Source organism: Pantoea sp. alder81 (genome assembly GCF_020179835.1).
In the GTDB taxonomy this organism is placed as follows: domain Bacteria; phylum Pseudomonadota; class Gammaproteobacteria; order Enterobacterales; family Enterobacteriaceae; genus Pantoea.
In genome coordinates this window covers 224,882-251,489 of record NZ_JAIUDA010000006.1, presented here as the reverse complement: position 1 = coordinate 251,489, position 26,608 = coordinate 224,882, and the positions used below count along the sequence as shown (strand labels likewise).

Sequence of the window (26,608 nt, the reverse complement as noted above, 5' to 3'; positions counted from 1 at the left end):
AATGCGCACCCTACAGATGTATGACGCGGTTTTTGTCCAGGTGCACATGAATGCGCACTTTACCGATGTAGGGTCGCCATTTATGGCGACCTGGTTTATCAACGCACAAACTTAACGACGCGATTTCCACCACAGCACCGCAATCGCCACGGCGAAAATCCCACCGAACCCGATACCCGTTGCCACTGCAGGCGCACCCAATCTAACGGCAAGGGTGTACAGCCCCAACATCACCAACATCGCGATGTTTTCACCGAAGTTCTGCACGGCAATCGCATTACCCGCGCCCACCGAATCCTTGCCACGCTCCTGCAGCAGCGCATTGAGCGGCACCACGAAGAAGCCGCCGAGTGCACCCAACACCATCAGCACCAGATAGGCATTCAGCAAGCTGGTTTGTAGGGAGAACACCACCACCATCACGCCAATCAAAATACCCGCTGGCATGCAACGGCGCACGGTTTGCAGCGTCACCAGTTTTGCCGCCGCCGCCGCACCTATCACAATGCCGATCGCCACCATGGCATTCAGCGTGGTCGGCGTTTTATTGTCAGTGATGCCGAGCGCCACGGGCACCCACAGCACCAGCAGGAAACGCAGCGTCACGCCCGCGCCCCAGAACATGCTGGTGCCGAGCAGGGAAAAACGCGTCTCGCCGTTACGCCACAACAGCAAAGCGGAATCTTTGAAACTGCGGAACATGGCGCCAAACTGCCAGCTTTGACCCGGTCGCGCCGCCAGCAGCTTAGGAATAAAGATATTCGCCACCACCGCCAGCGCGTAAGTCAGTGCACACACAATCAGCGCAGCCAGCAGATTCCAGTCTGCCAGAATGCCGCCCGCCACCGAGCCCAATAAAATCGCAGCAATAGTAGAGGATTCCATCAGACCGTTGGCCTTCACCAGTCGTTCACCGCTGGTGATCTCAGTAAGGATGCCGTACTTGGCCGGTGAATAGGATGCCGCGCCAATACCCACCAGCGTATAGCCGAGGAATGGATTGAAGCCAAAGCAGATAACCAGTGCGCCCAGCAGTTTTAGGCTGTTGGCAAACATCATCACCCGGCCTTTGGCAAAGCTGTCGGCCATCTGCCCGACAAACGGCGCCAGTAAGATGTAAGTGGCCACAAACATCATCTGCAGAATCGGCTGGCTCCAGTCGGGATAGAGCTGGTTTTTCAGCACCGCGAGGGTAGCAAACAGCAGCGCATTGTCGCCAAAGGCGGAGAAAAACTGCGCCACAATCACCGCCATCATATTGCGTGACATTAACGGTGCATCGGGATTAACCGTCTGACTCATGCCTGCTCCTCTTCGGCCAGCTGTTTCAGGCTGACGTAGTCTGGTTTACCGCTACCCAACAGCGGCAGTTGTTTCATCATGCGGATGTCACGCGGCACCGCCAGTTCTGGTGCACCGATTTCGCGCGCGGCTTTTTGCAACCGGTCACGGCTCAGTTCGCTGTCAGTAGTGAACAACACTAAAGCTTCACCACGATTACCGTCAGGGCGCAGTGACGCGGCATGCTGCTTCTCGCCCGAAGCTTTCAGCGCAATCTGCTCCACAATCTCCAGCGAGACCATCTCACCGGCGATTTTGGCGAATCGTTTGGCACGGCCCTGAATCTGACAGAAGCCCCCCTCATCGAAGCTGACGATATCACCGGTGTCGTACCAACCGGCTTCCATTTCGCCCTCGCCGTTATCGGCTACCGGCTTCTCCAGCACGCCGGGATTCTCAACGCGCAGGTAGCCGTTCATTACGTTCGGACCACGCAGTTGCAGACGACCGCCCTGCTCGATGCCTGGCACCGAAATCAGACGTGAATCCATGCCAGGCAGAATACGGCCCACCGTGTGGGTTTTCGCGGCCATCGGCACGTTGATCGCCACCACTGGCGCGCACTCTGTCACGCCGTAGCCTTCAAGAATACGGATGCCGTACTTCTCGGCGTAAATTTGACGCGTGCCTTCCTGTAATTTCTCCGCGCCCGCGACCACGTAACGCAGACGTGCGAAATCATACGGGCTGGCAAAGCGCGCGTAGTTACCAAGGAAGGTCGAGGTGCCAAACAGCACGGTGCAGTTACGGTCATACACCAGTTCCGGCACAATGCGGTAATGCAGCGGGCTCGGATAGAGGAAGACCTGCGCCCCGGTCAGCAGCGGCGTAAACAGGCCGACCGTCAGACCGAAAGCGTGGAACAGCGGCAGCGCCGACATAAAACGATCGCGCGGAGTGAAATCCGCCACGGTACGAATCTGCTCGACGTTCGCCAACAGGCTTTTATGCGAGTGCACCACGCCTTTCGGATTGCCTTCCGAACCGGAAGTGAACAGCACCATCGCGGCATCTTCCGGCTGCTGCATCACCTGGGCGCGACGCGGCATCAGCATGTGCGCCACAATCCACAGTTTGTCTTTGAGCGTGACGGTATCTTTCAGGTCTTCAAGATAGATCCACTGCACCTCGGTTAAACCCTGCGGCAAGTGCCACAGATTGCCCTTTTCCAGGAACTGGCGTGAGGTGAAAACGGTTTTGACCTGCGAAGCGGTAAGCGCCGCACGCATGCCGTTGACACCCGCGGTGTAGTTAAGCATCGCCGGGATACGACCGCGCAGTGAAGCACCAAGGATCGCCGCCGCCGTGACGGTGGCATTCGGCAGCAGCAGGCCAACGTATTCGCCCTGCTGGCTGTAGCGCTCAAGAATACGGCCCACGCCGAGTGATTTTTTCAGCAGCCCGGTGTAGCTGTCCGGCTTGAAGTTGATGTCTTCGATGCAAGGTTTGGTGATGCCATAACGCTGGCGTGCATTAAGGAAGGCTTCAAACAGGGTTTCACGCGGACGCACCGCCATACGCGCTTCCATCATCACATGATGTAAGTGCTCACCCGCCAGAATGCGGCGATCGCGCGCACGTTTGGCTTCCGGCATCGGAATAACGGTAGCCGGTAAGACACTTAAGGTGATGCGCGGGAACAGGCGGCGTTTGAACACGCCCGCCAGACGACCAAACGGCGTATATTCCGCCCCTTCGATGCGCATCGGGACCACGGTCGCACCCGATTTCGCCGCGACAAAACCCGCCCCGCTGTAAATCTTCATCAAGGATCCGGTGACGGTGATACGCCCTTCCGGGAAGATCACCACCGGGCGGCCCTGGTTGATCATGCGCACCAGATGTTTGATCGACATCGGTTTAGTGGGATCGAGCGGCACGAAATCGATGATCGGCTTCAGGAGCCGCATATACCATTGATCGCTAATCGAGGAATAAACAGCGAACACCGGTTTGATCGGCAGAAACAGCGCCACCAAAATGCCATCAAGGAATGACATATGGTTAGGGGTGATCAGCACTTTTTCTTTGTGCAGGGCGGTGAGATCGCCACGCAGTTCCACCCGCCATAACAGGCGAAACAGGAAACGCAGAACAGTGAATAGCATGCCAGCTCCTTAGCAGCGGTAAAATATGGCGCTTACCTTGCAGGATCTGGCGATTTTCGACAAGTGGCGTGGTGATTTATCGTGATGGATCTTGATGCGCATAAATGCGCACCCTACAAAAACGTGAGGTTGCCATTAATGGCAACCTCTCAGATTTAAAACATCACCCCTGCCAGCCCCCACCTAGCGCCGCAATCAACTCAACGCTGCTCACCCACTGCGTGCTTTGCAATGACAGCAAGCTTTGTTGCTCGCTCAGGCTGCTGTTTTCCGTGGTCGCCACATCGAGATAATCAATCATCCCGGCGTCATACTGGTTACGCGTCACCCGCGCTGACTCCTGCGCGGCACTGGTCGCCAGTTGCTGTGAAGCAATCTCGCCCTTCAGCGTATTCAGCTGCACCAGATAATCTTCCACTTCACCCATCGCCGTCAGCACCGACTGGCGATAATCCGCCACGCTGGCGTCATAGGCGGCGCGGGCCTGCTCCACTTTGGCTGAGGTGGCACCGAAATCCAGCAGCGTGCCGCTCAGCTCCGGCCCTAATGACCAGACGCGATTCGGCAGTGAGAACAGGCTGTTGATGGCCGATGAACTCACGCCGCCCGTGGCGCTTAACGTCAGATCGGGATAATAACCGGCAATCGCCACACCCACCGCCGCATTGGCCGATGCCACGTTACGTTCGGCATAAGCGATATCCGGACGGCGCTGCAGCAACGCAGAAGGCAGACTGTTGGGAATCGCGGGTAACGTGGCATCCAGCTTCGCCACTGGCAGCGAGAAATCAGCCGGTGCACGGCCCATCAGCAAGGCTATCGCGTGTTCCGACTGCGCGCGCTGCCACTGATAATCCTGCGCGGAGGCGCGTGCACTCTCCAGCTGCATTTGTGCCTGTGCCAGCGTGGCGCGAGATTCGCTGCCCGCCGAGTACTTGTTCTGAATCACCGTCATATAGCGCTGATAAGCATCAATACTGCGCTGATACAGAGCAATTTTCTCGTCGAGGATGCGTAGCTGGAAGTAATCCTGCGCCAGCTCCGATTGGGCACTTAGCGTAATGTTCGCCAGCTCGGCTTTACTCGCCTGCGCACTGGCCTTGTTCTCTTCCAGCGTGTGGCGCAGTTTGCCCCACAAATCCAGCTCCCAGCTGGCGCTGAGATCGGCGGCATGCGCATTGCTGACGCTACGCTGGCCAGTGGTGCTGGCGCGACTGCCGCTGCGCGTGCTGCTGGCGTCGTAGCTCACTGACGGGAACAATGCCGCGCGTGACTGCGAGGTCAGCGCCTGCGCTTCACGATACTGTGCGGCATAGCTCGCCACGTTCTGGTTGGAGATGCTTACCTGACGCAACAGGCTATCCAGCGTGGCATCGTGATACACCGACCACCAGTCGCCTTTGCTCTGCTCATCCTGCGGCGTGGCCTGCTGCCAGCCTTTGGCTTCTTTAAAATGGGTCGGCATCGCCATGGTCGGGCGCTGATAATCAGGACCCACTGCACAACCCGCCAGCAACAGTGCCACCACCATCGGGGTAAATTTCAGAATATTTTTCATCGATCAGGATTCCACATGACGCATGCGCTGCCACTGACGTTTGGTGGCGCGGCTTAAACTATCGAGCCAGAGATATACAACCGGCGTGGTAAACAGGGTTAACAACTGGCTGAGCGCCAGACCACCAGCAATCGCGATGCCGAGCGGACTACGCAAGTCCGCATCGCCGCCGCTGCCCAATGCCAGCGGCAAGGCACCGAAGAAGGCCGCCAGCGTGGTCATCATGATCGGACGGAAACGCATCAGACAGGCCTGCGTAATCGCCTGTTTCGGCGACATGCCCTGCGTGCGTTCGGCGTGAATGGCGAAATCGATCATCATGATGGCGTTCTTCTTCACGATGCCGATCAGCAAAATAATGCCGATCAAGGCGATCACCGTCAGCTGCGTATTGGTGAGCAGCAGCAGCAGTAGCGCGCCCACCCCCGCCGATGGCAGCGTGGAGAGAATGGTGATGGGATGGATATAACTCTCATACAGCACGCCCAGCACGATATACACCGCTGCCAGCGCGGCAATAATCAGCCACGGCATGGTGGCGGTGAGCTGCGCGAAGGCGGCTGCGGTACCGGCAAATCCGGCCTGAATAGTGGACGGCAAGCCGAGTTGCGCCATTGCTTGCTTGATCAGCGCCTGTGCCTGCTCCAGCGACACGCCATCATTCAGGTTAAACGCGACAGTGCTGGTGGCCGACTGCCCCTGATGCGCCACCGACAGCGGCGCATTACCGCCTTTGAAGCTGGCGAAAGCCGCCAGCGGCACACGATCGCCGCTGTCGTTGATCACATACAGCTCTTTGAGGATCTCAGGATCGCGGGTGTAGCTATCCTGCAACGACATCACCACGTGATACTGATTGAGCGTATGATACAGCGTCGCCACCTGGCGCTGGCTAAAGGCGTTATTCAGCATGGTATCCAGCATCTGCACGTTAACGCCGAGCCGTTGGGCGCGATCGCGATCGATATTGATCACCACTTCCTGGCCGCCGGTTTGTGAATCAGAGTCCACGCTGTTGAGCTGTGGGATCGCCGCCAGCGCCGCCTGCACTTTTGGCGTCCACTCGCGCAGCACATCCAGATCGTCCGCCTGCAAACTGTATTGATAGGTGGCGTTGGCGCTGCGCCCACCAATGTGCAGATCCTGCGCCGCCATCAGGAACATCTGCGCCCCGGCGATATGGCTGGTCTTCAGGCTCAGGCGGTTAGCCACTTCGGTAGCCGTGGCATCGCGGTCGCTGAAATCCTTCAGGCGCACAAAGAAGTTGGCGCTGTTACGCGAGCCAAACATGCCGCTGCCCATCGATGACATCACGCTGTCCACCGCCGGATCCGACTGGATGATCTTAGTGAACTCCAGCATCTTCGGCTTCATCGCCTGGAACGAGATGTTCTGGTCAGCACGCAGTGCGCCCATCAGCAGGCCGGTGTCCTGATTGGGGAAGAAGCCTTTCTGCACCACGGTGAACAGAAACAGATTGAGCAGCACCGTCAGCACCAGGCTGAACATGGTGATCTTCTGGTGCGCCATCACCCACGTCAGCCCACGCGAATAGGCTGCCAGCAAGCCATTCAGCTGATTTTCAATAAACTGATACAGCGGATGGGGGCGCTTGCTGACTTTCGGTTTCGGCTTCAACAGGCGAGCGCACAGCATCGGCGTCAGGCTGAGTGAAACAAACATCGAGATCAGCAGCGAGACGGTGAGCGTCACCGCAAACTCGCGGAACAAACGCCCGACAATGCTACCCATCAGCAGGATCGGGATAAACACCGCGATCAGTGACATGGTCATCGACAGCACGGTGAAACTCACTTCCTGCGCGCCTTTCAGCGCCGCGCGCAGCGGACTTAATCCCTCTTCGATATGGCGCGTGATGTTCTCCAGCACCACGATGGCATCATCGACGACAAATCCCGTGGCGATAATCAGCGCCATCAGCGACAGGTTATCGAGGCTGTAGCCCAGCAGATACATCACCGCACAGGTACCAATCAGTGACACCGGCAGCGCCAACGCCGGGATCACCACTGCCTGCACGTTGCGCAGGAAAACAAACACCACCGCGATCACCAGCAACATGGCGATCAGCAGCGTCTCTTCGGTGTCGTAAAGGGATTCACGCACTGTCGGCGAACGGTCCACCACCACTTTCAGCTGGGTATCCGCGGGCAGATCTTTTTCCAGAGCCGGCAGCTGCGCTTTGATAGCATCAATGGTGTCGAGCATATTGGCCCCGGCCTGGCGCTTAATGCCCACCATCACCGACGGCTGCGAATTGAGGAAACCGGCCTGGTACTGATCTTCTACCGAATCGTACACGGTAGCGACGTCATGCAGCCGCACCGCTTTGCCCTCTTTATAGCTGACGATCAGATCCTGATACTGCGCCGCTTTATCCAACTGCCCATTGCTGTCCACCACCCATGATTGCTGGCTACCCTGCAGAATGCCTTTGGGTTTGTTGGTGGTGCTATTGGCGATGGCTTCACGTACCTTATCCAGCGAGATGCCGTACTGCGCCAGCTTGAGCGGTTGCAGATCGATACGCACCGCTGGCAGCGCACTGCCCATCAGCGACACTTCACCGACACCTTTAACCTGCCCCATCGCCTGCTCGATTTTGCTCTCGGCGAGGTCGTAGAGTTCACCCGGCGTGCGCGTGGCGGAGGTCAGCGCCAGCATCACAATCGGCGCATCGGACGGGTTAGCTTTGCGATAGGTCGGCAGCGACTCCATGGCGCTCGGCAGCAGACTGCGCGCGGCATTGATCGCCGCCTGCACATCACGCGCCGCCCCGTTGATGTCGCGGTCGAGATCAAACTGCAAAATGACGCTGGTGGAGCCCTGCGAGCTGGTCGAGGTCATTTCGGTGACGCCCGCGATCTGCCCCAGCGAGCGCTCCAGCGGTGTCGCCACCGTGGCCGCCATGGTTTCCGGGCTGGCACCGGCTAAGCTGGCGCTGACCATGATGGTCGGGAAATCCACCTGCGGCAGCGGGGCCACCGGCAGCAGCCGATAACCCAGCAAACCCAGCAGCATGATCGACAACGTTAACAACAACGTGGTGACCGGACGGAAGATAAACAGCCTGGTTAAGTTCATTCCTCGCTCCGCGCCTGCTGCTGTTTACGCTGCATATAGCGCTTGCCGCGCTGCGCGATGCCATCAAACCACAGGTAAATCACCGGCGTGGAGAACAGCGTCAGCACCTGGCTGAAAATCAAGCCGCCAACGATCACCAGACCGAGCGGCTGACGCAGTTCCGCACCCGAACCCGACGCCAGCATCAGCGGCAGCGCACCGAGCAGCGCCGCCATGGTGGTCATCAGAATCGGACGGAAGCGCAGTAAACAAGCCTGATGAATCGCATCACGCGGGCTCATCCCCTGCTTGTTTTCGGCTTCCAGCGCGAAGTCGATCATCATAATGGCGTTCTTCTTCACGATGCCGATCAGCAGGATCACCCCGATCAGCGCAATCAAGCTGAACTCAGTGCCCGCCAGCAGCAGCGTCAGCAGTGCGCCCACCGCCGCCGATGGCAGCGTCGAGAGAATGGTCACCGGATGAATAAAGCTCTCATACAGGATGCCCAGCACCACATACATGGTGACCAGCGCCGCCAGAATCAGCCACAACGTGTTGCCGGTGGCGCTCTGGAACGCTGAGGTTTCCCCCTGATAGCGCAGCGTTATGCTGGACGGCAGATTCAGCTGTTGCGTCACTTCGGCAATCGCTTTCTGCCCATCCTCCAGCGAGTAACCGCTGTTGAGGTTGAACGACACCATCACCGCCGGGAACTGATTCAGACGCATATGCATCAGTGAACCGGTGCGCTGGTGAATGGTGGCAATCGAGGTCAGTTTCACCATGCCCGTGGTGGTGGTGTCGCTGTCCGAGCTGGTGGTCGAGCTGCTACCTGAGCTACTGGATGTGGTGCTCGAACTGCCGCTGGTTGAGGTGCTGGAACTGCTGCTCACCGGCAGATAGACATCATCAAACGACGCTGGAGACTGCTGATACTGCGGCGCGACTTCCAGCACCACGCGATACTGGTTGGCCTGGGTAAAGATGGTGGAAACCAGACGCTGGCCGAAACTGTTGTACAGCGCCGTATCCACATCCGATGCGGTGATACCGTAACGCGCGGCTTTGTCGCGGTTCAGTTCAACGTAAGCGACACGGCCCTGATCCTGCAGGTTACTCACCACACCGTTAAATTCCGGGCGTTGCTGCAAGGCGGCCACCATCTTCGGCGTCCAGCTCACCAGGTTTTCACTGTCAGCATCATCAAGCGTGAACTGATACTGGCTCGGCGTGACCTGATCGTTGACCGTCAAATCCTGCGCCGGCTGCAAGTAGAGCTGAATACCCGCTACCTGTGCCGCCGCCTGCTGCAACTGCTTGATCACCACATCGGCTTTGTCATCGCGCTCATCAAACGACTTAAGGTTGATTTGGATGCGACCACTGTTGAGGCTGGTGTTGCTGCCGTCGATACCAATGGTGGATGACAAGCTGTCCACTGACGGGTTCTGCAGAATCACTTTCGCCAGCGCTTGCTGACGCTTCGACATCTCGCTAAACGACACATCCTGCGACGCCACGGTAACGCCCTGAATCAGACCGGTATCCTGCGTCGGGAAGAAGCCTTTCGGGATAGCAATATACAGCAGCGCCGTCAGCGCGAAGGTCGCCAGCGCCACCAGCAGCGTCAGCTTCTGATGGTTCAGCACCACGGTCAGAAGACGGTCATAGCCACGCACCAGCTTATCGAATATTTGTCCGCCTTTACGCGAGAAGCGCGACTGCTTCTCTTCCGGGATATGCTGCAACAGATAGCCACACAGCATCGGCGTCAGCGTCAGTGACACCACCATCGACACCAGAATCGACACCGCCAGCGTGATGGCAAATTCGCGGAACAAGCGCCCCACGACATCGCCCATAAACAGCAGCGGGATCAGCACCGCAATCAGTGAAAACGTCAGCGAGATGATGGTGAAGCCGATCTGCTGCGACCCTTTCAGCGCCGCCTGCATCGGGGTTTCGCCCTCTTCCAGCCGACGTGAAATGTTCTCCACCACCACAATCGCATCATCGATGACGAAGCCAGTGGCGATGGTCAGCGCCATCAGCGACAGGTTGTTGAGGCTGAAATCGGCCAGATACATCACGCCAAAAGTGCCAATCAGCGACAGCGGCACCGCCACGCTCGGGATCAGCGTGGCCGCGACGTTGCGCAGGAACAAGAAGGTGACCATCACCACCAGCGCCACCGACAGCATCAGCTCAAACTGCACGTCGCTGATGGATGCACGGATGGTTTGGGTGCGATCCGACAAGATGCTCATCTTCACGCCATCGGGCAGCGCGGCCTGCAGGGTGGGCAACTGCGCCTTGATGCTGTCCACCACCTGAATCACGTTGGCACCGGGCTGGCGCTGTACGCTGATAACAATCGCCGGGCTGTTATTGGCCCACGCCGACTGGAAGCTGTTCTCCGGCCCCTGTTCAATGTGCGCGATATCTTTCAGACGCAGCGCGGCACCGTTCTGATAGGTGATGATCAGGTTGCCGTACTCATCGGCGGTGCGCAGCTGATCGTTGGCATCGATGGTGACCGAATGGTATTTGCCGTCGAAGCCACCTTTAGAGCCATTCACGTTGTTGTTGCTGATCAGCGTATTCACGTCTTCCAGCGACAGCTTGTGTGCCGCCAGCGCTTTCGGGTCCATCTGCACGCGGATAGCCGGCTGATGACCGCCCGCCAGCGTCACCATACCGACGCCGTTGATCTGCGACAGCTTCAGCGCCACGCGCGTATTCACTAGATCCTGCACCTGGGTCAGCGGCAGGTTGTCGGAACTGGCGGCCAGCGTAATCACCGCCGTGTCCGCCGGGTTGACCTTTTTATAGGTTGGCGGATTCGGCAGATCGCTCGGCAGCAGGTTGTTTGCGGCGTTGATCGCCGCCTGCACTTCCTGCTCGGCGACATCCAGCGACAGATCGAGGCTGAACTTCAGCGTGATGATCGACGAGCCACCGGAGCTGGTGGAGGTCATCTGGCTCAAACCGGCCATCTGTCCCAACTGGCGCTCCAGCGGAGAGGTCACTGACGACGCCATCACATCCGGACTGGCGCCGGGATACAGGGTGGTGACCTGAATGGTCGGGTAATCCACCTGCGGCAGCGCCGAGGTGGAAAGGAACTTGTAGGCAAAGATCCCGGAAATCAGCACGCCGACCATCAGCAGGATGGTGGCGACGGGACGCTGGATAAACAGACGAGACGGATTCATTTTTTGGCCGCTGTGGCAGTTTTGCTGTCATCGGCCAGAGAGACTTTACTGCCGTTGGTCAGACGATCGATACCCTCAGTGACCAGACGCTCGCCCGGCTCGACGCCTTTCAGGATCGACTGCTGATCTTCACCAAATGCCGGGCCGGTGGTCACGGCTTTGCGCGTCACCGTATTGTCTTTATTGATCACAAACACAAAGCTGCCGTCGCTGCTGAGTTGCAGCGCCTGCGCCGGGATCACCGTGGCGTTATTCAGGATGTTAGTTTGCAAACGCAGATTCACAAACTGATTGGCAAACAGTGATTCATCTTCATTCGGGAAGGTAGCTTTCAGCTCGATGGTGCCGGTAGTGGTATCGATCTGGTTGCTGATGAACTGCACCTTACCCTGAGCCAGTTGGGTGCTGTTGTCCTGATCAAAGGCCACGGCAGGCAAACTCTGCCCGCTGTGCAGCGCTTTCGTCAGCTGTGAGATGTTGCTCTGCGGCACGCTGAAGGTGACAGCAGCAGGCTGCATTTGCGTCACCACCACAATGCCGGTGGTATCGGTGGTTTGCACCATGTTGCCCGGATCGACCAGACGCAGGCCGACACGACCGCTGACTGGCGAAGTGATGCGCGCGTACTCAATGTCCAGCTTCGCGCTGGCGATCTGCGCCTGGTCGGCCGCCACGGCGCCTTTATACTGCCCAACGGTGGCGGTTTGCGTGTCGAGATCCTGGCGTGACAGCGAGTCCTGCGCCGCCAGCTTTTTGTAGCGAGCCAGCGTCAGTTCGGCGCTTTTCAGCAACGCCTGGTTCTGATTGAGATCGCCCTGATACTGCGCCAGCGTGGCCTGATAGCTGCGCGGATCGATTTGCGCCAGCAACTGACCGGCTGCCACTTTTTGCCCTTCGGTAAAGAACACTTTTTCCAGTTGGCCCGCTACGCGGCTGGTGACGGTAACACTGGCATTGGGGATCACCGTGCCCAGCGCATTGAGATACACCGGCACATTGGCTGTTGAAGCTATGCCGCTGTGCACCAGCGTGGCACTGCCGCCCGCCATCGCCATGCCCGGAGGTCCACCTGCGCCACCGCGATGACCGCCCTTTCCTCCACCTGGCGGCATGCCACCCGGCGCCCCGCCATGTCCGCCCACCACGCGCCAAATCACGCCAGCCACAATCAATACGACAAGTAAAATGAGTAGCCATTTCAGCCAGTGGAAACGCGATCTGCGAGGAGAATTAATTGTCATCGGACTCTTCAGATAAACAGGAAAAAGGAAAATCCCCTGCAATGGCAGGGGATTATTTCAAAGGAAATCATCACTGCTTGTATTATCAGCTGAAGTGCCATGGAATTTCCATGGAGAAACCGTAAGGGTAACGTTAAGGCAATCAGGCCTTCCAACCGCCTCCTAAGGCTTTATACAAGGTGATTTTTTCGCTCAACTGGCCCAGATGCGCACTGATCAGCGACTGCTGCGAACTGTAAAGCGATCGCTGGGCCACTAATACATTGAGATAATTGTCTACGCCTTGCTTAAAGCGCATTTCGGAATAGTCGTAATCGCGCTGATTGGCACCGACCTCCTGTTGCAGCGCTGTCAGCTGATCCTGCCAGGTATCCTGACCGGCCAGCGCATCATTCACCTCTTTGAACGCGGTTTGAATCGCTTTCTCATAGTCAGCAATTTCAATGCGTTTCTCGATATGCGCGATGTTGAGATTAGCCTCGTTTTTACCACCGTCAAAGATCGGCAGATTTATCGATGGTACGAACGACCAGGCACCGGTGCCGCCGCCCAGCAAACTGCCGAGCGAGCTGCTGGTCGATCCGCCGGAAGCCGTCAGCGTGATGCTCGGGAAGAACGCCGCACGCGCTGCGCCAATATTGGCATTCGCCGCTTTCAGCGTATGTTCCGCCGCCATGATATCCGGACGGCGCGTCAGCAGATCTGACGGCAAGCCCGCCGGCGTGGCCGGGAACTGCCAGTTAGCATCCAGCGTGGCGTGAGACAGCAAGGTGGCGGGCAGATCGGTGCCCACCAGCAGCCGCAGCGCATCCACATCCTGACGCACCTGACGCGTATAGCTCGCCACATCCGCCTGAGCGGCACGTACCGTGCTCTCTGCCTGTGCCAGATCCTGATCGCTGCTGGCGCCGCCGTTGTAGCTGAGTTGCGTCAGACGGTACGACTCTTGCTGGCTCTTAGCCGTGTTTTGCGCCAGGTGCAGCAGATCGTTATCCGAACTCAAGGTCAGCCAGGCGGTTGCCACTTCAGAAATCAGCGAGATGCGCGTGGCGCGTTCAGTGGCCGCCGTGGACAGGTAAGTCTCCTGCGCCTCATCACGCAGGCTCTGTAAGCGACCAAAGAAATCCAGCTCCCACGAGGTGACGCCCAGTCCGGCGTTGAGCTCGTGATAGCTCACCGCACCAGTGGTTTTGGTGTTGTAGAGATTGGCCGGCTCATGGGCCGAGGTCTGGCTGGCGGTGGCGTTAATCGACGGCATTAACGCGGCGCGCTGCACCGTGACGCTCTGCTGCGCTTCCTGCACATTCAATGCCGCGACGCGCAGGTCACGGTTATTGTCGAGCGACAGCTGAATCAGGTTGCGCATCGTGGCGTCGCTAAAGAAGTTCTGCCACGGCAGATCGGCCACGTTGCCCACTGGTGTGGGCTGATCGTATTTTGCGTCTACCGGCATCGCGGGGCGCTGATAGTGCGGTGCCAGCGTACAACCCGCCAGCGCCATGGCCAGCGGCAGCAGCGCCACACGGAAAATTTTAGTGTTCATGTTTATTCTCTGCGGTAATCGGCAAGGTGCGCATAAATGCGCACCCTACATGTAGGGTCGCCATTTATGGCGACCTATCAGCGACTTACGGTTTCTCTTCGGCGACTATCGCGCTTTTCTTCTTCCGCGCGAAAAACTGCGACACCACCACATAGAACATCGGGACGAAGAAGATGGCGAGGAAGGTGGCGGTGATCATACCGCCCGCCACCGCCGTACCAATCGAGTGCTGGCTACCCGCACCTGCGCCGTTGGAGATGGTGAGCGGCAGCACGCCGAGGATAAACGCCATCGAGGTCATGATAATCGGGCGGATACGCAGCCTCGCCGCTTCCACCGCCGCCTCGACCAGCGTTTTGCCTTCACGCTCGTGCAGCTCTTTGGCGAACTCGACGATCAGGATGGCGTTTTTCGCCGCCAGCCCGACCGTGGTGAGTAAGCCCACCTGGAAGAACACATCGTTCTGCAGGCCACGCAGCAATACCGCGCTGATAGTGCCGAGGATGCCGAGCGGCACCACCATGATCACCGAGAACGGAATTGACCAGCTCTCATACAGCGCCGCCAGACACAGGAACACCACCAGAATCGAGATCAGATACAGCTGGGTGGTCTGGTTGCCGGATGCCTGCTCTTCATACGAAATGCCGTACCACTGCACGCGGAAGCCTTTTGGCAACTGCTTCGCCAGCTGTTCCACCGCTTTCATCGCTTCACCGGTGCTCTGCCCTGCCGCTGGCGATCCGAGGATCTCTTCGGAAGTCAGGCCGTTGAAGCGTTCGAAGTGTGGCGAGCCGTAAACCCACTTGCCCGAGGCAAAGGCGGAGAATGGCACCATGGTGCCACTGGTGTTACGGAAGTACCACTTATCGAGATCGGACGGCGTGACGCGTGAATCGGCTTTCCCCATCAGGTACACCTCTTTCACACGGCCGTTATACATAAACTGATCGATATAGCTGGAACCCCACGCCACCGACAGCGTGTTGTTAATGTCGGTCATGCTCAGGCCCAAAGCGCTGGCCTTCTCGTCATTGATCTCCAGCTGGTACTGCGGCTCATCCTCCAGTCCGTTCATGCGCACCTGCGCCAGATGCGGGTCTTTGTTGGCCAGATCGATTAACTGGTGCGTGGCAGCCATCATCTGCTGATGGGTGTGCGCGCCCGTGTCTTGCAGATAGAGGTCGAAACCGGTGGCGTTACCCAACTCCATCACCGCTGGCGGCACCATGGCGAAAATTTTGGCGTTTTGGTAGTTAGCAAAGTGCGCCATCACCCGGTTCGCCAGATCCTGCACGCTCTGTCCGCTGTGAGTACGATCGCCCCAATCTTTCAGACGCACAAAGGCCATAGCGTTACTCTGGCCGCGACCGGCAAAGTTAAAGCCCGCTACGCCAAAGGTAGTGGTGACCACCGAGGCTTCGTTCTTCTGCAGATAGGCATTCAGGTCGTTGATCACCTGCTGGGTACGCTGTGATGAGGAGTTAACCGGCAGCGTCATCTGCACCATCATCAAGCCCTGATCTTCAGCGGGCAGGAAGGTGGTCGGGACTCGCGTGAACAAAAAGCCCGTCACGCCGACGATCACCAGGTAGATCACCAGGAACAGGCCGCGACGGGAAATGACTTTGCTGACGCCGCGCGTGTAGTGCATCGCGCCGCTATCAAACTTACGGTTAAACCAACCGGCAAAACCGGTGGTCTTGTGCTCCGCCGCGGCAGGTTTGAGCAGGGTGGCGCAGAGTGCAGGGGTGAAAATCAGCGCCATGATCACCGACAGCGCCATCGCCGAAACGATGGTGATCGAGAACTGGCGGTATATCACCCCGGTCGAGCCGGAGAAGAACGCCATGGGCAGCAGCACCGCCGACAGCACCAGCGCGATACCAAACAGTGCGCCCTGAATTTGCTGCATCGACTTAATGGTGGCGGTTTTCGGATCGAGATGTTCTTCGTGCATCACACGCTCGACGTTCTCCACCACCACAATGGCGTCATCCACCAATAGCCCTATCGCCAGCACCATGCCGAACATCGTCAGGGTATTGATGCTGTAACCGAAGGCCGACAGGATGCCGAACGTCCCGAGTAGCACCACCGGCACCACCAGCGTGGTAATCAAGGTGGCGCGCAGGTTTTGCAGGAAGATCAGCATCACAAAGAACACCAGCACTACCGCTTCAATCAGCGTTTTTACCACTTCTTCAATCGAAGCACTGACCACCGGTGAGGTGTCATACGGATACTGAATTTCGACGTTATCCGGCAGCGAATCTTTGAGATCGGCAATGGTCTGGCGCACCGCTTTGGCGGTATCCAGTTCGTTAGCGCCGGTGGCCAGACGCAGCGCGATACCTGCCGCCGGTTGACCATTCATGGTGGCGTCAATGCCATAGCTCTGCGGACCGAGCGCCACGCTGGCGACGTCTTTCAGGCGGATCTGGGAGCCGTCGCTGTTCACCTTGAGCAGCACATTCTCAAACTGCTGCACGGTGGTGAAACGCGTTTTCCCCAGCACCGTAGCCTGAGTTTTTGCGCCCTGAATAGTCGGTAACCCCCCGAGTGAACCGGATGACACCTGCACGTTCTGATTATCAATCGCGGTGGTGACATCGCTTGGCATCAGGTTGTACTTGTAGAGCTTGGCGGGATCGAGCCAGATGCGCATGGCATATTCCGAACCCAGCACCATGAAGTCACCAACGCCCGGCGTACGAGAAATCGGGTCTTCCAGTTTCGACACCAGCATGTCGGCCAGATCGCCGTTGGTCAGCTTGCCGTCTTTAGAGATCAGCCCGATGACCATCATGAAGTTCTTCTGGTACTTACGGATGCGGATACCTTGTTGCGTCACATCGGTCGGTAATTGCGACTCCGCCAGCGACACGCGGTCCTGCACCTGCACCTGAGCGATATCCGGATTGATGCCCTGGTTAAAGGTGGCGATGATCTGCGCACTGCCGTCCGAGGCGCTGCTCGACTCCAGATAGCGCAAACCATCCAGGCCGTTCAGCTGTTGCTCAATCACCTGCACCACGGTGTTCTGAGTGGTTTCGGCGCTGGCTCCTGGATAGGTGACTGAGATCGACACCGCCGGTGGAGAGATATTGGGATACTGATTAACGGGCAAGCTGATAGCGGCAATCCCGCCGACCAGCATCACGATAATCGCGATAACCCATGCAAAGATGGGACGTTCAATAAAAAACTTCGACATGCCGCCCCCTATTGCGCCGCTGCATCAGTCATCGACAGACTGACCGCGCTCGCTGATGGCGTGTCATGGGTATTCGCGGCGGTGGTGGTGACTTTCGCCCCATTGCGCACGCTTTGCAGATTGTTCACCACCACGTTTTCACCTTCGCTCAAGCCGGAGGTCACCAGCCACTCGCCTTTGATCATCTCGCCGGTGTGAATGCTGCGCTGCTCAATAGTGTTGTCAGTTTTCACCACATAGACATACGGCTGGCCTTTTGAGTCATGCATGATCGACTCCTGCGGCACCAGAATCCCCTGCTGCTGAATGCCCTGCGGGAAGCTGGCGTGCACATACATGCCCGGCAGCAGTTCGTCATGGGGATTTGGGAACACCGCTCGCAGTACCACGGTGCCGGTGGCGGTATCGACGTTCACTTCCGAAAACGCCAGTTTGCCCTGCTGGCCATACTGGCTGTTGTCTTCCAGAGAGAGCCCGACCGCAGCGGTGTTGTCATCCACTTTGGCGATCTTGCCGTCGGCCAGCGCACGGCGCAGACGCAGCAGATCGGTGGAGGATTCACTGACATCGACATAAATCGGATCGAGCTGGGTAATGGTGGCGAGATAGTCGGTCTGGCCGTTGGTCACCAGCGCACCAGCGGTATAGATTGAGCGGCTGATATGGCCAGAGATAGGCGCTTTGACCAGCGTGTAATCCAGATTGACCCTGGCGGTTTCCACATCGGCTTGCGCTTCGCGTTCTGCGGCCACGGCATCGTCATAGGTTTGCTGGCTGATGGCATGCGCGGATGCCAGCGGCTGATAGCGCTTCGCTACCATCGCATCGTTTTGCCAGGTGGCCATGGCTTTATCATAAGCGGCTTTATAGGTCGCCGGATCGATCTGATACAGCGGCTGGCCCGCTTTCACTTCGCCACCCTCGGTAAACAGAATTTTCTCGATCACGCCGCTGACCTGCGGACGCACCTGCGCGGTACGTACTGCCGTGGTGCGGCCGGGCAACTGCGTCACCAGCGTAACGGGCTCAGATTTTAGGGCGATGACACCCACCTGGGGTGTGGCGGATGCAGCGGGCTTGGCTCCACCCTGGTCACAGGCTGCCAGTAAAAACACCACGCTGGCAGAAAGAAGTTTCAGGCGCATAATTTTTCTCTGGATAGAAGGAGGGATAGTCACGGATGTGATGACACTCAAAAAATCATTGTAGGGAGGGAGTTATGTGGCGGTTGTTAAGGTTGCGTAAAATATATTTTCCAAAGGAAAATGGTAAACCTTTCGTGCCATAAATGGCTGTGAAATTTAGCTTTTTGCGGGTTTTTATCGATGGTGCACATCAAAGCGCACCCAACAAAAACGCAGGGTCGCCCTTTTATGGCGACAGGATTATCCTTTCGGTTCGATTCCCCGGCGACGCAGTTCGCGACGCGCCAGATCTTTCAGCCAGCAGGATAAGGTGATGTTTTCATCCTCGGTCACTTCACGCAGTTGATCGTGCAGCTCCGGATGAATACGCAACTGAAATGCCGAGGAGCGGCCCTCGCCTTTTGGCGTTCGGTCTTTGGTTTTTGGCATCGGGACAAACCTCAACGAAGGACAATAAAAAACGCCCCAAAGCCGCGCTACCAACACGGCAAGGGGCTGGCGAACCGAAATGGAATGCGGCATCGCGGTGCGTTACATACAGGTTACACGGCAAGATATTTTTATGTTGGCGGGGAAGTGTTAAGACTCAGACAAGAGGTGTGAGCGAGTTCGCTGAGAGCTGAATTTCAGGCAAAAAAAACCCACGCATCTGCGTGGGTCGGTGCAACCGAACAGGGTGAATACCTGAGAACAGGTATCGCTGCCGCAGCAGCCGATCTTCACACCAATCAATACCTCTGGGACTTTTATCCTCGCCGAAAGCCCGGCGAGAAAACAGCCGCAAATCGCAACGGAGTTCGGCGAAATGCAACGAGGTGTGAAAAGCACGACTGCACAGTTACATCCTGATTTTACTAAGATTTATCCGAAGGTGGCTTCGTGTAAATGGCGTCCGGCGCGATGTTCATATGCTTCAGCACCGGCCCCATGATATTACCGAATATCGGTGCCGCCACCGTACCCCCGAAGTGGTCGCCCGCGGTGGGATGGTTAACCAGCACCACCAGCGCCACTTCCGGGTGGCTGGCAGGCGCAACACCGGCGGTGTAGTTCACATAGCCGCCATCATATTTGCCGGTTGGCCCCATCTTTTCAGCGGTACCGGTTTTGGTGGCCAGACGGTAGCCCGGCACGTTGGCACGCAAGCCAGATCCCCCCGGCAGTACGTCACTCTCCATCATATGGACCACGGTTTCAGCTGTCACCGGATTCGCCACCTGGGTGCCCACCACCGGCGGTGTCACTTTGGTGATGGAGAGCGGACGGTAAACACCGAAGCTGCCCAATGTGGCGTATTCACGGGCGATCTGCAGCGGCGTCACACGCAAACCGTAGCCAAAGGCAAACGTCGCACGTTCAATATCCGCCCAGCGTTGACGGTGCAGCGGGAAATACCCCACGCTTTCACCGGTCAGCCCCAGTCCGGTCGGTTTGCCGAGGCCAAAAGCCTGATAGGTTTTCACCAGCGCATCGGCGGGCATGGCTAACGCAATGTGTGAAGCACCGGTATCACTCGATTTTTGCAGGATGCCGGTGACGGTCAGGCGCGGCCAGTGACCCACGTCGCGAATCAAATGACCATTAACCGTATAAGGCGAGGTATCCAGCACCGAGTCAGGACGGATCAAATGACGCTCCAATCCTTCCAGCACCACCAGCGGTTTAACGGTTGAGCCGGGTTCGTAGCTGTCATTGATCGCCGTGTTACGCATCTGGGCGGGTGTGGCGTTTTCGTAATTGTTCGGGTTGAACGAGGGATAAGACGCCATCGCCAAAATTTCACCAGTATCGATCTTGATCAGAACTGCCGCACCGGAATCCGCTTTATTCAGCAGTACGCCATCACGCAGCTTACTGTAGAGCGTGAATTGATCGAATTTATCGATACTTAACTGCACCGTTGGCGGCTGCTTCGGCGGATCGTAATCCAGCATCGCTACGATGTTGCCCTCTTTGTCCTGGCGGTAAACCTCTTTGCCCGGCTCGCCTTGCAGCACATGATCAAAACCTTTTTCCAGCCCGTTCAGACCATTGCTGTCCGCACCCACAATGCCGATCAACGGCGCAGCGGCTTCACTCATGGGGTAGAAGCGGCTGTCGTTGTACACCGAACTCACGCCCTTGAGGTGCAGTTCAGCAATGTCTTTGGCGATGCCCAGCTCGATTTTGCGCCCAAGGTAGAGGAAGCGTTTCTTCGGATTGGCAGTGATCTGCGCGCGCAGATCTTCCGGGCGCATATTCAGCGCCGAAGCGAGGTAAGTCCATTTCGCGTTAGTAAAGTCGGGATTGGCTTCCAGCACGCGCATTGGGTCCGCAATGATATCGCGCGCCGGTACGCTGAGCGCCAGGGCCTGGCCGTCACGATCGAGTAACGTGCCACGGTTGGTTGGCAGCGTGACGGTGCGCAGTGAACGCTGATCGGCCTCATGTTCCAGCATCGGATGCTTAATCAGTTGCAGGTCACCAACGAAGATCAGCAACAACACCATGCAGCTCAACACACCCAGACAAATCAGGCGAAAACGAAAAGGGTTAAACGGGGCTTTAATCTGGTCTTTTCCCAGAAATTTTTTAATCGGGGGCATAGCATTCCGCTGCGGTAGAGGAGTTATCCAGGCTTATTAACTGCAGTTATAAAGAAAGGTACGACGCGATGACAGGAAAACTGTGTATCAGTTCGTTAGCGAAACGTGCGGGCAAAAAAAACCTGCGCATCTGCGCAGGTCGGTGTAATCAAGAAAACTTTTTGATGTTCACCCATCAATACCTCTGGGACCCTGACTGTAGCAAGGTGGCACGATGGGAAACCATCTCTCAAACGCAACAGTTACCCGCAAAATGTAACCAGCAGTGAGATTGTTAGCGCCCCATTCACATCAGGTGTTTTTTGATTTCTACCAGGCAACTCATGGCGTTAGGGCCCTGGGTTAATGATGAGGTGCCGATGTCCAGCGTCAGCACATTGGGGTTGCCTGCGCGGTCCCACGGCTGCCAGGCGCGGCCGAATCCGGGATCGAACCACGCACCGGTGGCGATGATCACCACACCGGGTGTTAAGCCATCAGTGAGACGCACACCGGCCAGCATGCGGCCACGTGCGTTACTGACTTCAATCTCATCGCCATCGACGATTTGGCGAGCCTCAGCGTCCTGCGGATGCATATATAAGGTTTCGCGTCCGGCGGTTTTATTTGCCTGCACCGTGGCGGTGGCGTCCATCTGGCTGTGCAGTCGATCCGAGGGCTGAATCGAGATCATATGCAGCGGGAACGCCTCGCTCAGCGGCGCGCCCAGCCACTCCTGCGGCTCGCGCCACTCGGGGTGTCCGGCAAAATCCTCCAGCTGATAATCGGCGATGGTCTGACAGAACAGCTCGATTTTGCCGCTGGCAGTCTGGATCGGATGCGCGATCGGGTTAGCGCGGAAGTCATCCATAAACACATACGGCTTGCCGCCTTCCGGGATCTCAACAAAGCCACGCTCCCAGAATTCACCAAACTCCGGGAAGTGGATATCTTTGCGCGCATGCGCCACCGCACACTGCTGATACAGGTGCTCAATCCACTGCATCTCGTTGCGCCCTTCGGTGAACACCTCACGGTAGCCGAGGCGATCGGCGATATCCGCAAAGATATCGAAATCGTTACGCGCCTGATGCTGCGGTTTAACCGCCTGATGCATCGCAAACACAAAGCGATCGCGTGAAGATCCGCCGATGTCGTTGCGTTCCAGCGTGGTGGTGGCGGGCAATACGATATCCGCCATCTGCGCCGCGGGCGTCCAGACGATATCCTGCACGATCACGGTATCCGGGCGCTGCCAGCCTTCGACTAAGCGGTTGAGCTGCTGATGATGGTGGAACGGATTACCACCCGCCCAGTGCACCAGATGGATATCGGGATAATTCAGGGTTTCGCCCTGGAAGTTGTAGGGCTGACCGGGATTGAGCAGCATGTCGCTGATGCGCGCGACCGGAATCGAGAAGTTGCCGGGATTCGGTCCGGTGCTCATCATCGGCGCGGGCCCTTCCTGACGCGGGTTGCCAACGCTGTTCATCGACCCGTGACCAAACGAGAAGCCGCCGCCCGGTAAGCCCGGCTGACCGAGCATCGAAGAGAGCGCAATCATCATCCAGTACGGCTGCTCACCGCGATGGGCGCGCTGTACCGAGTAAGAACAGGTGATAAAGCTGCGTTTGCCAATCAGCTGCTGTGCCAGTAACGCGATACGCGCCGCCGGAATGCCGGTGATGGCACTCGCCCACTCCGGCGTTTTGGCGATGCCATCGCTTTCGCCCAGCAGATATTCACGTAGCTGCGGCCAGCCGGTGCAGTGGCTGGCGAGGAAGCTTTCATCCAGCGCGTGGCGACGGGTGATTTCGAAGCCAAGTGCCAGCATCAGCGCCACATCGGTATTCGGGCGAATCGGAATCCACTCGGCATTCACAAACGCCGGGCAGTCATCGCGCATCGGGCTGATGTTGATGATCGGCGTGCCCTTCGCCGTGAGCTGCTCCAGCGCCGGTTTCAGGCTGTGCTGTCCGGCACCGCCCGACGCCACCTGGCCATTTTTCAGCGCCAGTCCACCGAAGGCGATAAAGATGTCGGCATGCTCCACCACGCTCGGCCAGTCTGTGACGCGGCCAGTGAGCGGCATATAGGTGCCAATCACATACGGCAGGAAGAATTGTGCCGCACCCCAGCTGTAGTTGCCCTGCTGATCCACCCCGCCGCCGCCCTGAAAATAGAAACGACGGATCAGGGTACGCGCATGGTTAACGCGTCCCGCCGAAGACCAGCCATAAGAGCCGTTAAAAATGCCTGATGCGCCGTAGCGATCGCGCACGCGGCGATTCTCTTCCGCCACTAAATCCAGCGCAGTATCCCAATCCACCGCGACGAAATCTTCGCGTCCACGCAGGGTGCGATCGCTGTTTTCGCGCGACTTCAACCACGAACGGCGCACCATCGGCTGGCGAATACGCTTATCCGAATAAACCAGCTCAGGGATGGTATTGAGCATCGGCGACGGGTCGGCATCAGCGAAGAAGGGCTCGCAGCCAATCAGGCGGTCGTTTTCGGTGACGGCTGTAAATGCGCCCCAGTGCGCCAGGTGTGGCACGCGTGTTTTCATGATTATTGGGTCCGGCAGGCAGGTCTGAATCGTACTGGCAGCATAACATGCCGGCCTGGCGCGCTGAAGTCTGGCTGTGAGCGTCTGATTTTCCGCGCTTTTGCGACAGCGCTGGCATTCTCGCGGGTTGCTACAGGTACTGTTTTCCGTAACACTGGTGAGATGTGTAAACGTTTTCCCGGATGCAAGTAATCGCATGGCTACCATTAAGGATGTTGCCCGTATGGCAGGGGTATCGGTCGCGACCGTTTCCCGCGTCATCAATAATTCGCCCAAAGCCAGCGAGAGTTCACGCCTCGCCGTTACCCAGGCAATGGAGCAGTTACAGTATCACCCGAACGCCAATGCACGCGCGCTGGCGCAGCAATCCACCGAAACCCTCGGTCTGGTGGTGGGTGACGTTTCCGACCCGTTTTTTGGCGCGATGGTGAAAGCGGTTGATGAAGTCGCAGGCGCAACCGGTAACTTTCTCCTGATTGGTAACGGTTACCACATTGAGCAAAAAGAGCGTCAGGCGATTGAGCAGCTGATGCGTCATCGCTGTGATGCGCTGGTGGTGCACGCCAAGAAAATTCCTGACGCCGATCTGGAAGTGCTGATGAAGCAGGTGCCGGGCATGGTGTTGCTGAATCGCCTGCTGAAAGGCTTTGAATCGCGCTGCATCGCGCTGGATGACCGTTACGGTGCCTGGCTGGCGACACGCCATCTGATTCAGCAAGGCCATACCCAGATCGCGTTTATCTGCTCAACCCACCCAATTTCTGACTCCGAAGACCGCCTGCAGGGCTATTACGATGCGCTGAAAGAGCACGGTTTGCCGTCCAACGACCGTTTAGTGGCGTGGGGCGAGCCGGATGAAGTCGGTGGTGAGCAGGCGATGACCGAATTGATGGGGCGCGGTAAGCAGTTCACGGCGGTGGCCTGTTACAACGATTCAATGGCGGCTGGCGCGCTGGCGGTGTTGAGTGATAACGGTATTCGCGTGCCGGAAGAGATGTCGCTGATTGGTTTTGATGATGTGCTGGTGTCACGCTATGTGCGTCCACGTCTGACCACGGTGCGCTACCCGATTGTCACCATGGCGCAGCAGGCGGCACAGCTGGCGCTGGCGTTAGCCAACGGCACGGAAATGCCGGAGGTGACCAATATGTTTAGCCCGACGCTGGTGAGAAGGCATTCGGTGAGCGGGCCGGGTTGATGTCCAGGTGCGCACTAATGCGCACCGGGTCATAACGCCTGCGAATAGACCTTCACCCGTACATCCGGGAACTCCAGCGCGTCACACTGATACTGCCAGCCAAAGCGCTCGTAGTAGCCGCCAAACGTTGACCACAGCCACAGTTTTTCATGTCCGCGCTCGCGAGCATAATTCAACACATGCTGCTGTAACGCTTCGCTCAAGCCATTGCCGCGCGCATGTTCATCCACATACAGCGCGGCGATCCACGGATAGAGATCCTGACGGCTGATCAGATCACAGCGCCAGAACCCCACCGTGCCCAACGGCACATCGCCATCCAGCGCCACAAAGGTCACCGGATATTCGGCACCGTTCAGGCTGCTGCGCACAATGCTGTCGTAAAACTCTCGCGACGTCCCTTCACCAAACGCCTGCCACAACCAGTCGGTGATGTGGCTGGCGTGGTGCGGCACCTCGCTGAGCGTAACAATCTTGATCACATCAGCTCCAGCGCCAGCAGCTCCTGAATCGTCTGCGCGCGACGAATTTCACGCGGAGCGCCATTCTCAAACAGCACTTCCGGAATCAATGGACGGCTGTTGTAGTTGGAAGACATTGAAGCGCCATACGCGCCGGTATCGTGGAACACCAGATAATCACCGACCTGCGTCGCAGGCAGCGCACGGGTTTCGACTTTACCGCCTTCCAGTTGGGTGAATACATCACCCGACTCGCACAGCGGACCGGCCACCACGCTCTCAACGGTTGCATCACTCAGCGCGCGACCATCGGCTGGCAGCACGGAAATATGGTGATAGCTGCCGTACATCGATGGACGCATCAGATCGCTGAAGCCCGCATCCACCAGCACGAAGTGACGGCTGCCCATATCTTTAACCGCACGCACCTGCGACACCAGCACGCCAGACTCCGCCACCAGGAAACGACCCGGTTCAATCTCCAGTTTCACCGGATGGCCAAGATGCGCCGCAATGCGGTCACGTGCGCCACTCCACAAACCGAAATAGTGCTGGGTATCAATAGATTCTTCGCCGAAACGGTAAGGAATCGACAAGCCACCGCCGGCTGAAATCGCTTCCAGATCCTGACCAAATTCGATCACCTGATCGACCATCGCGTCACACACCTGCTGCAGATGGCCGTAATCAACACCCGAACCGATATGCATATGCAGGCCCACCAGTTTCAGGCCGTGCTGCTGAATCGCTGCCAATGCCAGTGGCAAATCGCTGTGCCAGATGCCGTGCTTGCTGTTCTCGCCGCCGGTGTTGGTTTTCTGGCTGTGACCGTGGCCAAAACCGGGGTTAATACGCAGCCACACTTTATGGCCCGCAGAAACCGCACCCAGCTGATGCAGCATATCCACTGAACCGGCGTTGACCGGCACTTTTAGCTCGGCGATACGTGCCAGCGTCGGCTGATCGAAAACGTCAGCGGTAAACACGATATCTTCGCCACCCGGCTGGAAACCGGCGGCCAGGGCGCGCTCAATTTCACCCAGTGACACCGAGTCGACCTTGACGCCCGCGGCACGCATCAGGCGCAGAATATGAATATTCGAGCAGGCTTTCTGGGCGAAACGCACCACGTCAAACGCGCTCAGCTGGGAAATACGCTGCTGGATAATGGCGGCATCGTAAGCCCAGAATGGACCAGCATAACGCTGTGCCAGTGGCAGTAAATTGGCGGCGGTCAGGGCCGTTTCGGTGTTGTTCAGTGGACGTGGCATCTCAATTCTCCTGTGTCTTTGCAACTATTTAGCCACAACCACTCAATTCATAAAAATATCTGTTTTAGCGTCAGCTATACAAATATGATA

At 57.7% G+C, this 26,608-nt stretch carries 15 protein-coding genes; 1 reads left to right on the top strand and 14 read right to left on the bottom strand.

The window, feature by feature from the left end; translation table 11 throughout:
* Positions 1 to 111: 111 nt before the first annotated feature.
* The 12 genes from lplT to LBW88_RS17540 all read right to left on the bottom strand — a co-directional run bounded on the left by lplT (position 112) and on the right by LBW88_RS17540 (position 23,588).
* On the bottom strand, positions 112 to 1,302 hold the full coding sequence (gene lplT, locus LBW88_RS17595) for a lysophospholipid transporter LplT (protein WP_224933434.1): 1,191 nt from the start codon (positions 1,300 to 1,302) through the stop codon (positions 112 to 114).
* Positions 1,299 to 3,449, bottom strand: coding sequence for a bifunctional acyl-ACP--phospholipid O-acyltransferase/long-chain-fatty-acid--ACP ligase (aas, locus tag LBW88_RS17590; protein WP_224933435.1), 2,151 nt, complete (start codon positions 3,447 to 3,449; stop codon positions 1,299 to 1,301). Before aas ends, lplT begins: the two co-directional genes overlap by 4 nt.
* Positions 3,450 to 3,612: 163 nt before the next feature.
* Entirely contained in the window at positions 3,613 to 5,007 is a 1,395-nt protein-coding gene (locus tag LBW88_RS17585) for an efflux transporter outer membrane subunit (RefSeq protein WP_224933436.1), read from the bottom strand.
* A gap of 3 nt (positions 5,008 to 5,010) precedes the next feature.
* Positions 5,011 to 8,112, bottom strand: a complete 3,102-nt coding sequence (locus LBW88_RS17580; RefSeq protein WP_224933437.1) for an efflux RND transporter permease subunit — start codon at positions 8,110 to 8,112, stop codon at positions 5,011 to 5,013.
* Positions 8,109 to 11,309, bottom strand: a complete 3,201-nt coding sequence (locus tag LBW88_RS17575) for an efflux RND transporter permease subunit (protein ID WP_224933438.1) — start codon at positions 11,307 to 11,309, stop codon at positions 8,109 to 8,111. Before LBW88_RS17575 ends, LBW88_RS17580 begins: the two co-directional genes overlap by 4 nt.
* Positions 11,306 to 12,550, bottom strand: coding sequence for an MdtA/MuxA family multidrug efflux RND transporter periplasmic adaptor subunit (locus LBW88_RS17570; RefSeq protein WP_224933439.1), 1,245 nt, complete (start codon positions 12,548 to 12,550; stop codon positions 11,306 to 11,308). The genes LBW88_RS17575 and LBW88_RS17570 overlap by 4 nt, the downstream gene beginning before the upstream one ends.
* Positions 12,551 to 12,692: 142 nt before the next feature.
* Complete coding sequence (locus tag LBW88_RS17565; RefSeq protein WP_224933440.1) at positions 12,693 to 14,093, bottom strand: efflux transporter outer membrane subunit; 1,401 nt, start codon at positions 14,091 to 14,093, stop codon at positions 12,693 to 12,695.
* Positions 14,094 to 14,178: 85 nt separating this feature from the next.
* Complete coding sequence (locus LBW88_RS17560; protein WP_224933441.1) at positions 14,179 to 17,310, bottom strand: efflux RND transporter permease subunit; 3,132 nt, start codon at positions 17,308 to 17,310, stop codon at positions 14,179 to 14,181.
* Positions 17,311 to 17,318: 8 nt separating this feature from the next.
* Complete coding sequence (locus tag LBW88_RS17555; RefSeq protein WP_224933442.1) at positions 17,319 to 18,455, bottom strand: efflux RND transporter periplasmic adaptor subunit; 1,137 nt, start codon at positions 18,453 to 18,455, stop codon at positions 17,319 to 17,321.
* Positions 18,456 to 18,695: 240 nt separating this feature from the next.
* Entirely contained in the window at positions 18,696 to 18,884 is a 189-nt protein-coding gene (locus LBW88_RS17550; protein WP_038645063.1) for a hypothetical protein, read from the bottom strand.
* 425 nt (positions 18,885 to 19,309) lie between these two features.
* Positions 19,310 to 21,040 (bottom strand): penicillin-binding transpeptidase domain-containing protein, encoded by a 1,731-nt coding sequence (locus tag LBW88_RS17545; protein ID WP_224933443.1) that lies wholly within the window; start codon positions 21,038 to 21,040, stop codon positions 19,310 to 19,312.
* 286 nt (positions 21,041 to 21,326) lie between these two features.
* Complete coding sequence (locus LBW88_RS17540; RefSeq protein WP_224933444.1) at positions 21,327 to 23,588, bottom strand: molybdopterin-dependent oxidoreductase; 2,262 nt, start codon at positions 23,586 to 23,588, stop codon at positions 21,327 to 21,329.
* Between the two features lie 196 nt (positions 23,589 to 23,784).
* Here LBW88_RS17540 and galR point away from each other — a divergent pair, with 196 nt between their 5' ends.
* Complete coding sequence (gene galR / locus LBW88_RS17535) at positions 23,785 to 24,786, top strand: HTH-type transcriptional regulator GalR (protein ID WP_200578263.1); 1,002 nt, start codon at positions 23,785 to 23,787, stop codon at positions 24,784 to 24,786.
* Between the two features lie 29 nt (positions 24,787 to 24,815).
* Here the strand turns inward: galR and LBW88_RS17530 are convergent, their stop codons facing one another.
* A complete protein-coding gene (locus tag LBW88_RS17530; RefSeq protein WP_224933611.1) occupies positions 24,816 to 25,265 on the bottom strand; it encodes a GNAT family N-acetyltransferase in 450 nt (149 codons plus the stop codon).
* Positions 25,265 to 26,518, bottom strand: a complete 1,254-nt coding sequence (lysA, locus tag LBW88_RS17525; protein ID WP_224933445.1) for a diaminopimelate decarboxylase — start codon at positions 26,516 to 26,518, stop codon at positions 25,265 to 25,267. The genes LBW88_RS17530 and lysA overlap by 1 nt, the downstream gene beginning before the upstream one ends.
* Positions 26,519 to 26,608: the final 90 nt, after the last annotated feature.

Bases quoted from the DNA above. Each gene is read 5' to 3' on its own strand.
- lplT (WP_224933434.1), bottom strand. From the start codon at position 1,302: ATGAGTCAGACGGTTAATCCCGATGCACCGTTAATGTCACGCAATATG.
- aas (WP_224933435.1), bottom strand. From the start codon at position 3,449: ATGCTATTCACTGTTCTGCGTTTCCTGTTTCGCCTGTTATGGCGGGTG.
- LBW88_RS17585 (WP_224933436.1), bottom strand. From the start codon at position 5,007: ATGAAAAATATTCTGAAATTTACCCCGATGGTGGTGGCACTGTTGCTG.
- LBW88_RS17580 (WP_224933437.1), bottom strand. From the start codon at position 8,112: ATGAACTTAACCAGGCTGTTTATCTTCCGTCCGGTCACCACGTTGTTG.
- LBW88_RS17575 (WP_224933438.1), bottom strand. From the start codon at position 11,309: ATGAATCCGTCTCGTCTGTTTATCCAGCGTCCCGTCGCCACCATCCTG.
- LBW88_RS17570 (WP_224933439.1), bottom strand. From the start codon at position 12,550: ATGACAATTAATTCTCCTCGCAGATCGCGTTTCCACTGGCTGAAATGG.
- LBW88_RS17565 (WP_224933440.1), bottom strand. From the start codon at position 14,093: ATGAACACTAAAATTTTCCGTGTGGCGCTGCTGCCGCTGGCCATGGCG.
- LBW88_RS17560 (WP_224933441.1), bottom strand. From the start codon at position 17,310: ATGTCGAAGTTTTTTATTGAACGTCCCATCTTTGCATGGGTTATCGCG.
- LBW88_RS17555 (WP_224933442.1), bottom strand. From the start codon at position 18,455: ATGCGCCTGAAACTTCTTTCTGCCAGCGTGGTGTTTTTACTGGCAGCC.
- LBW88_RS17550 (WP_038645063.1), bottom strand. From the start codon at position 18,884: ATGCCAAAAACCAAAGACCGAACGCCAAAAGGCGAGGGCCGCTCCTCG.
- LBW88_RS17545 (WP_224933443.1), bottom strand. From the start codon at position 21,040: ATGCCCCCGATTAAAAAATTTCTGGGAAAAGACCAGATTAAAGCCCCG.
- LBW88_RS17540 (WP_224933444.1), bottom strand. From the start codon at position 23,588: ATGAAAACACGCGTGCCACACCTGGCGCACTGGGGCGCATTTACAGCC.
- galR (WP_200578263.1), top strand. From the start codon at position 23,785: ATGGCTACCATTAAGGATGTTGCCCGTATGGCAGGGGTATCGGTCGCG.
- lysA (WP_224933445.1), bottom strand. From the start codon at position 26,518: ATGCCACGTCCACTGAACAACACCGAAACGGCCCTGACCGCCGCCAAT.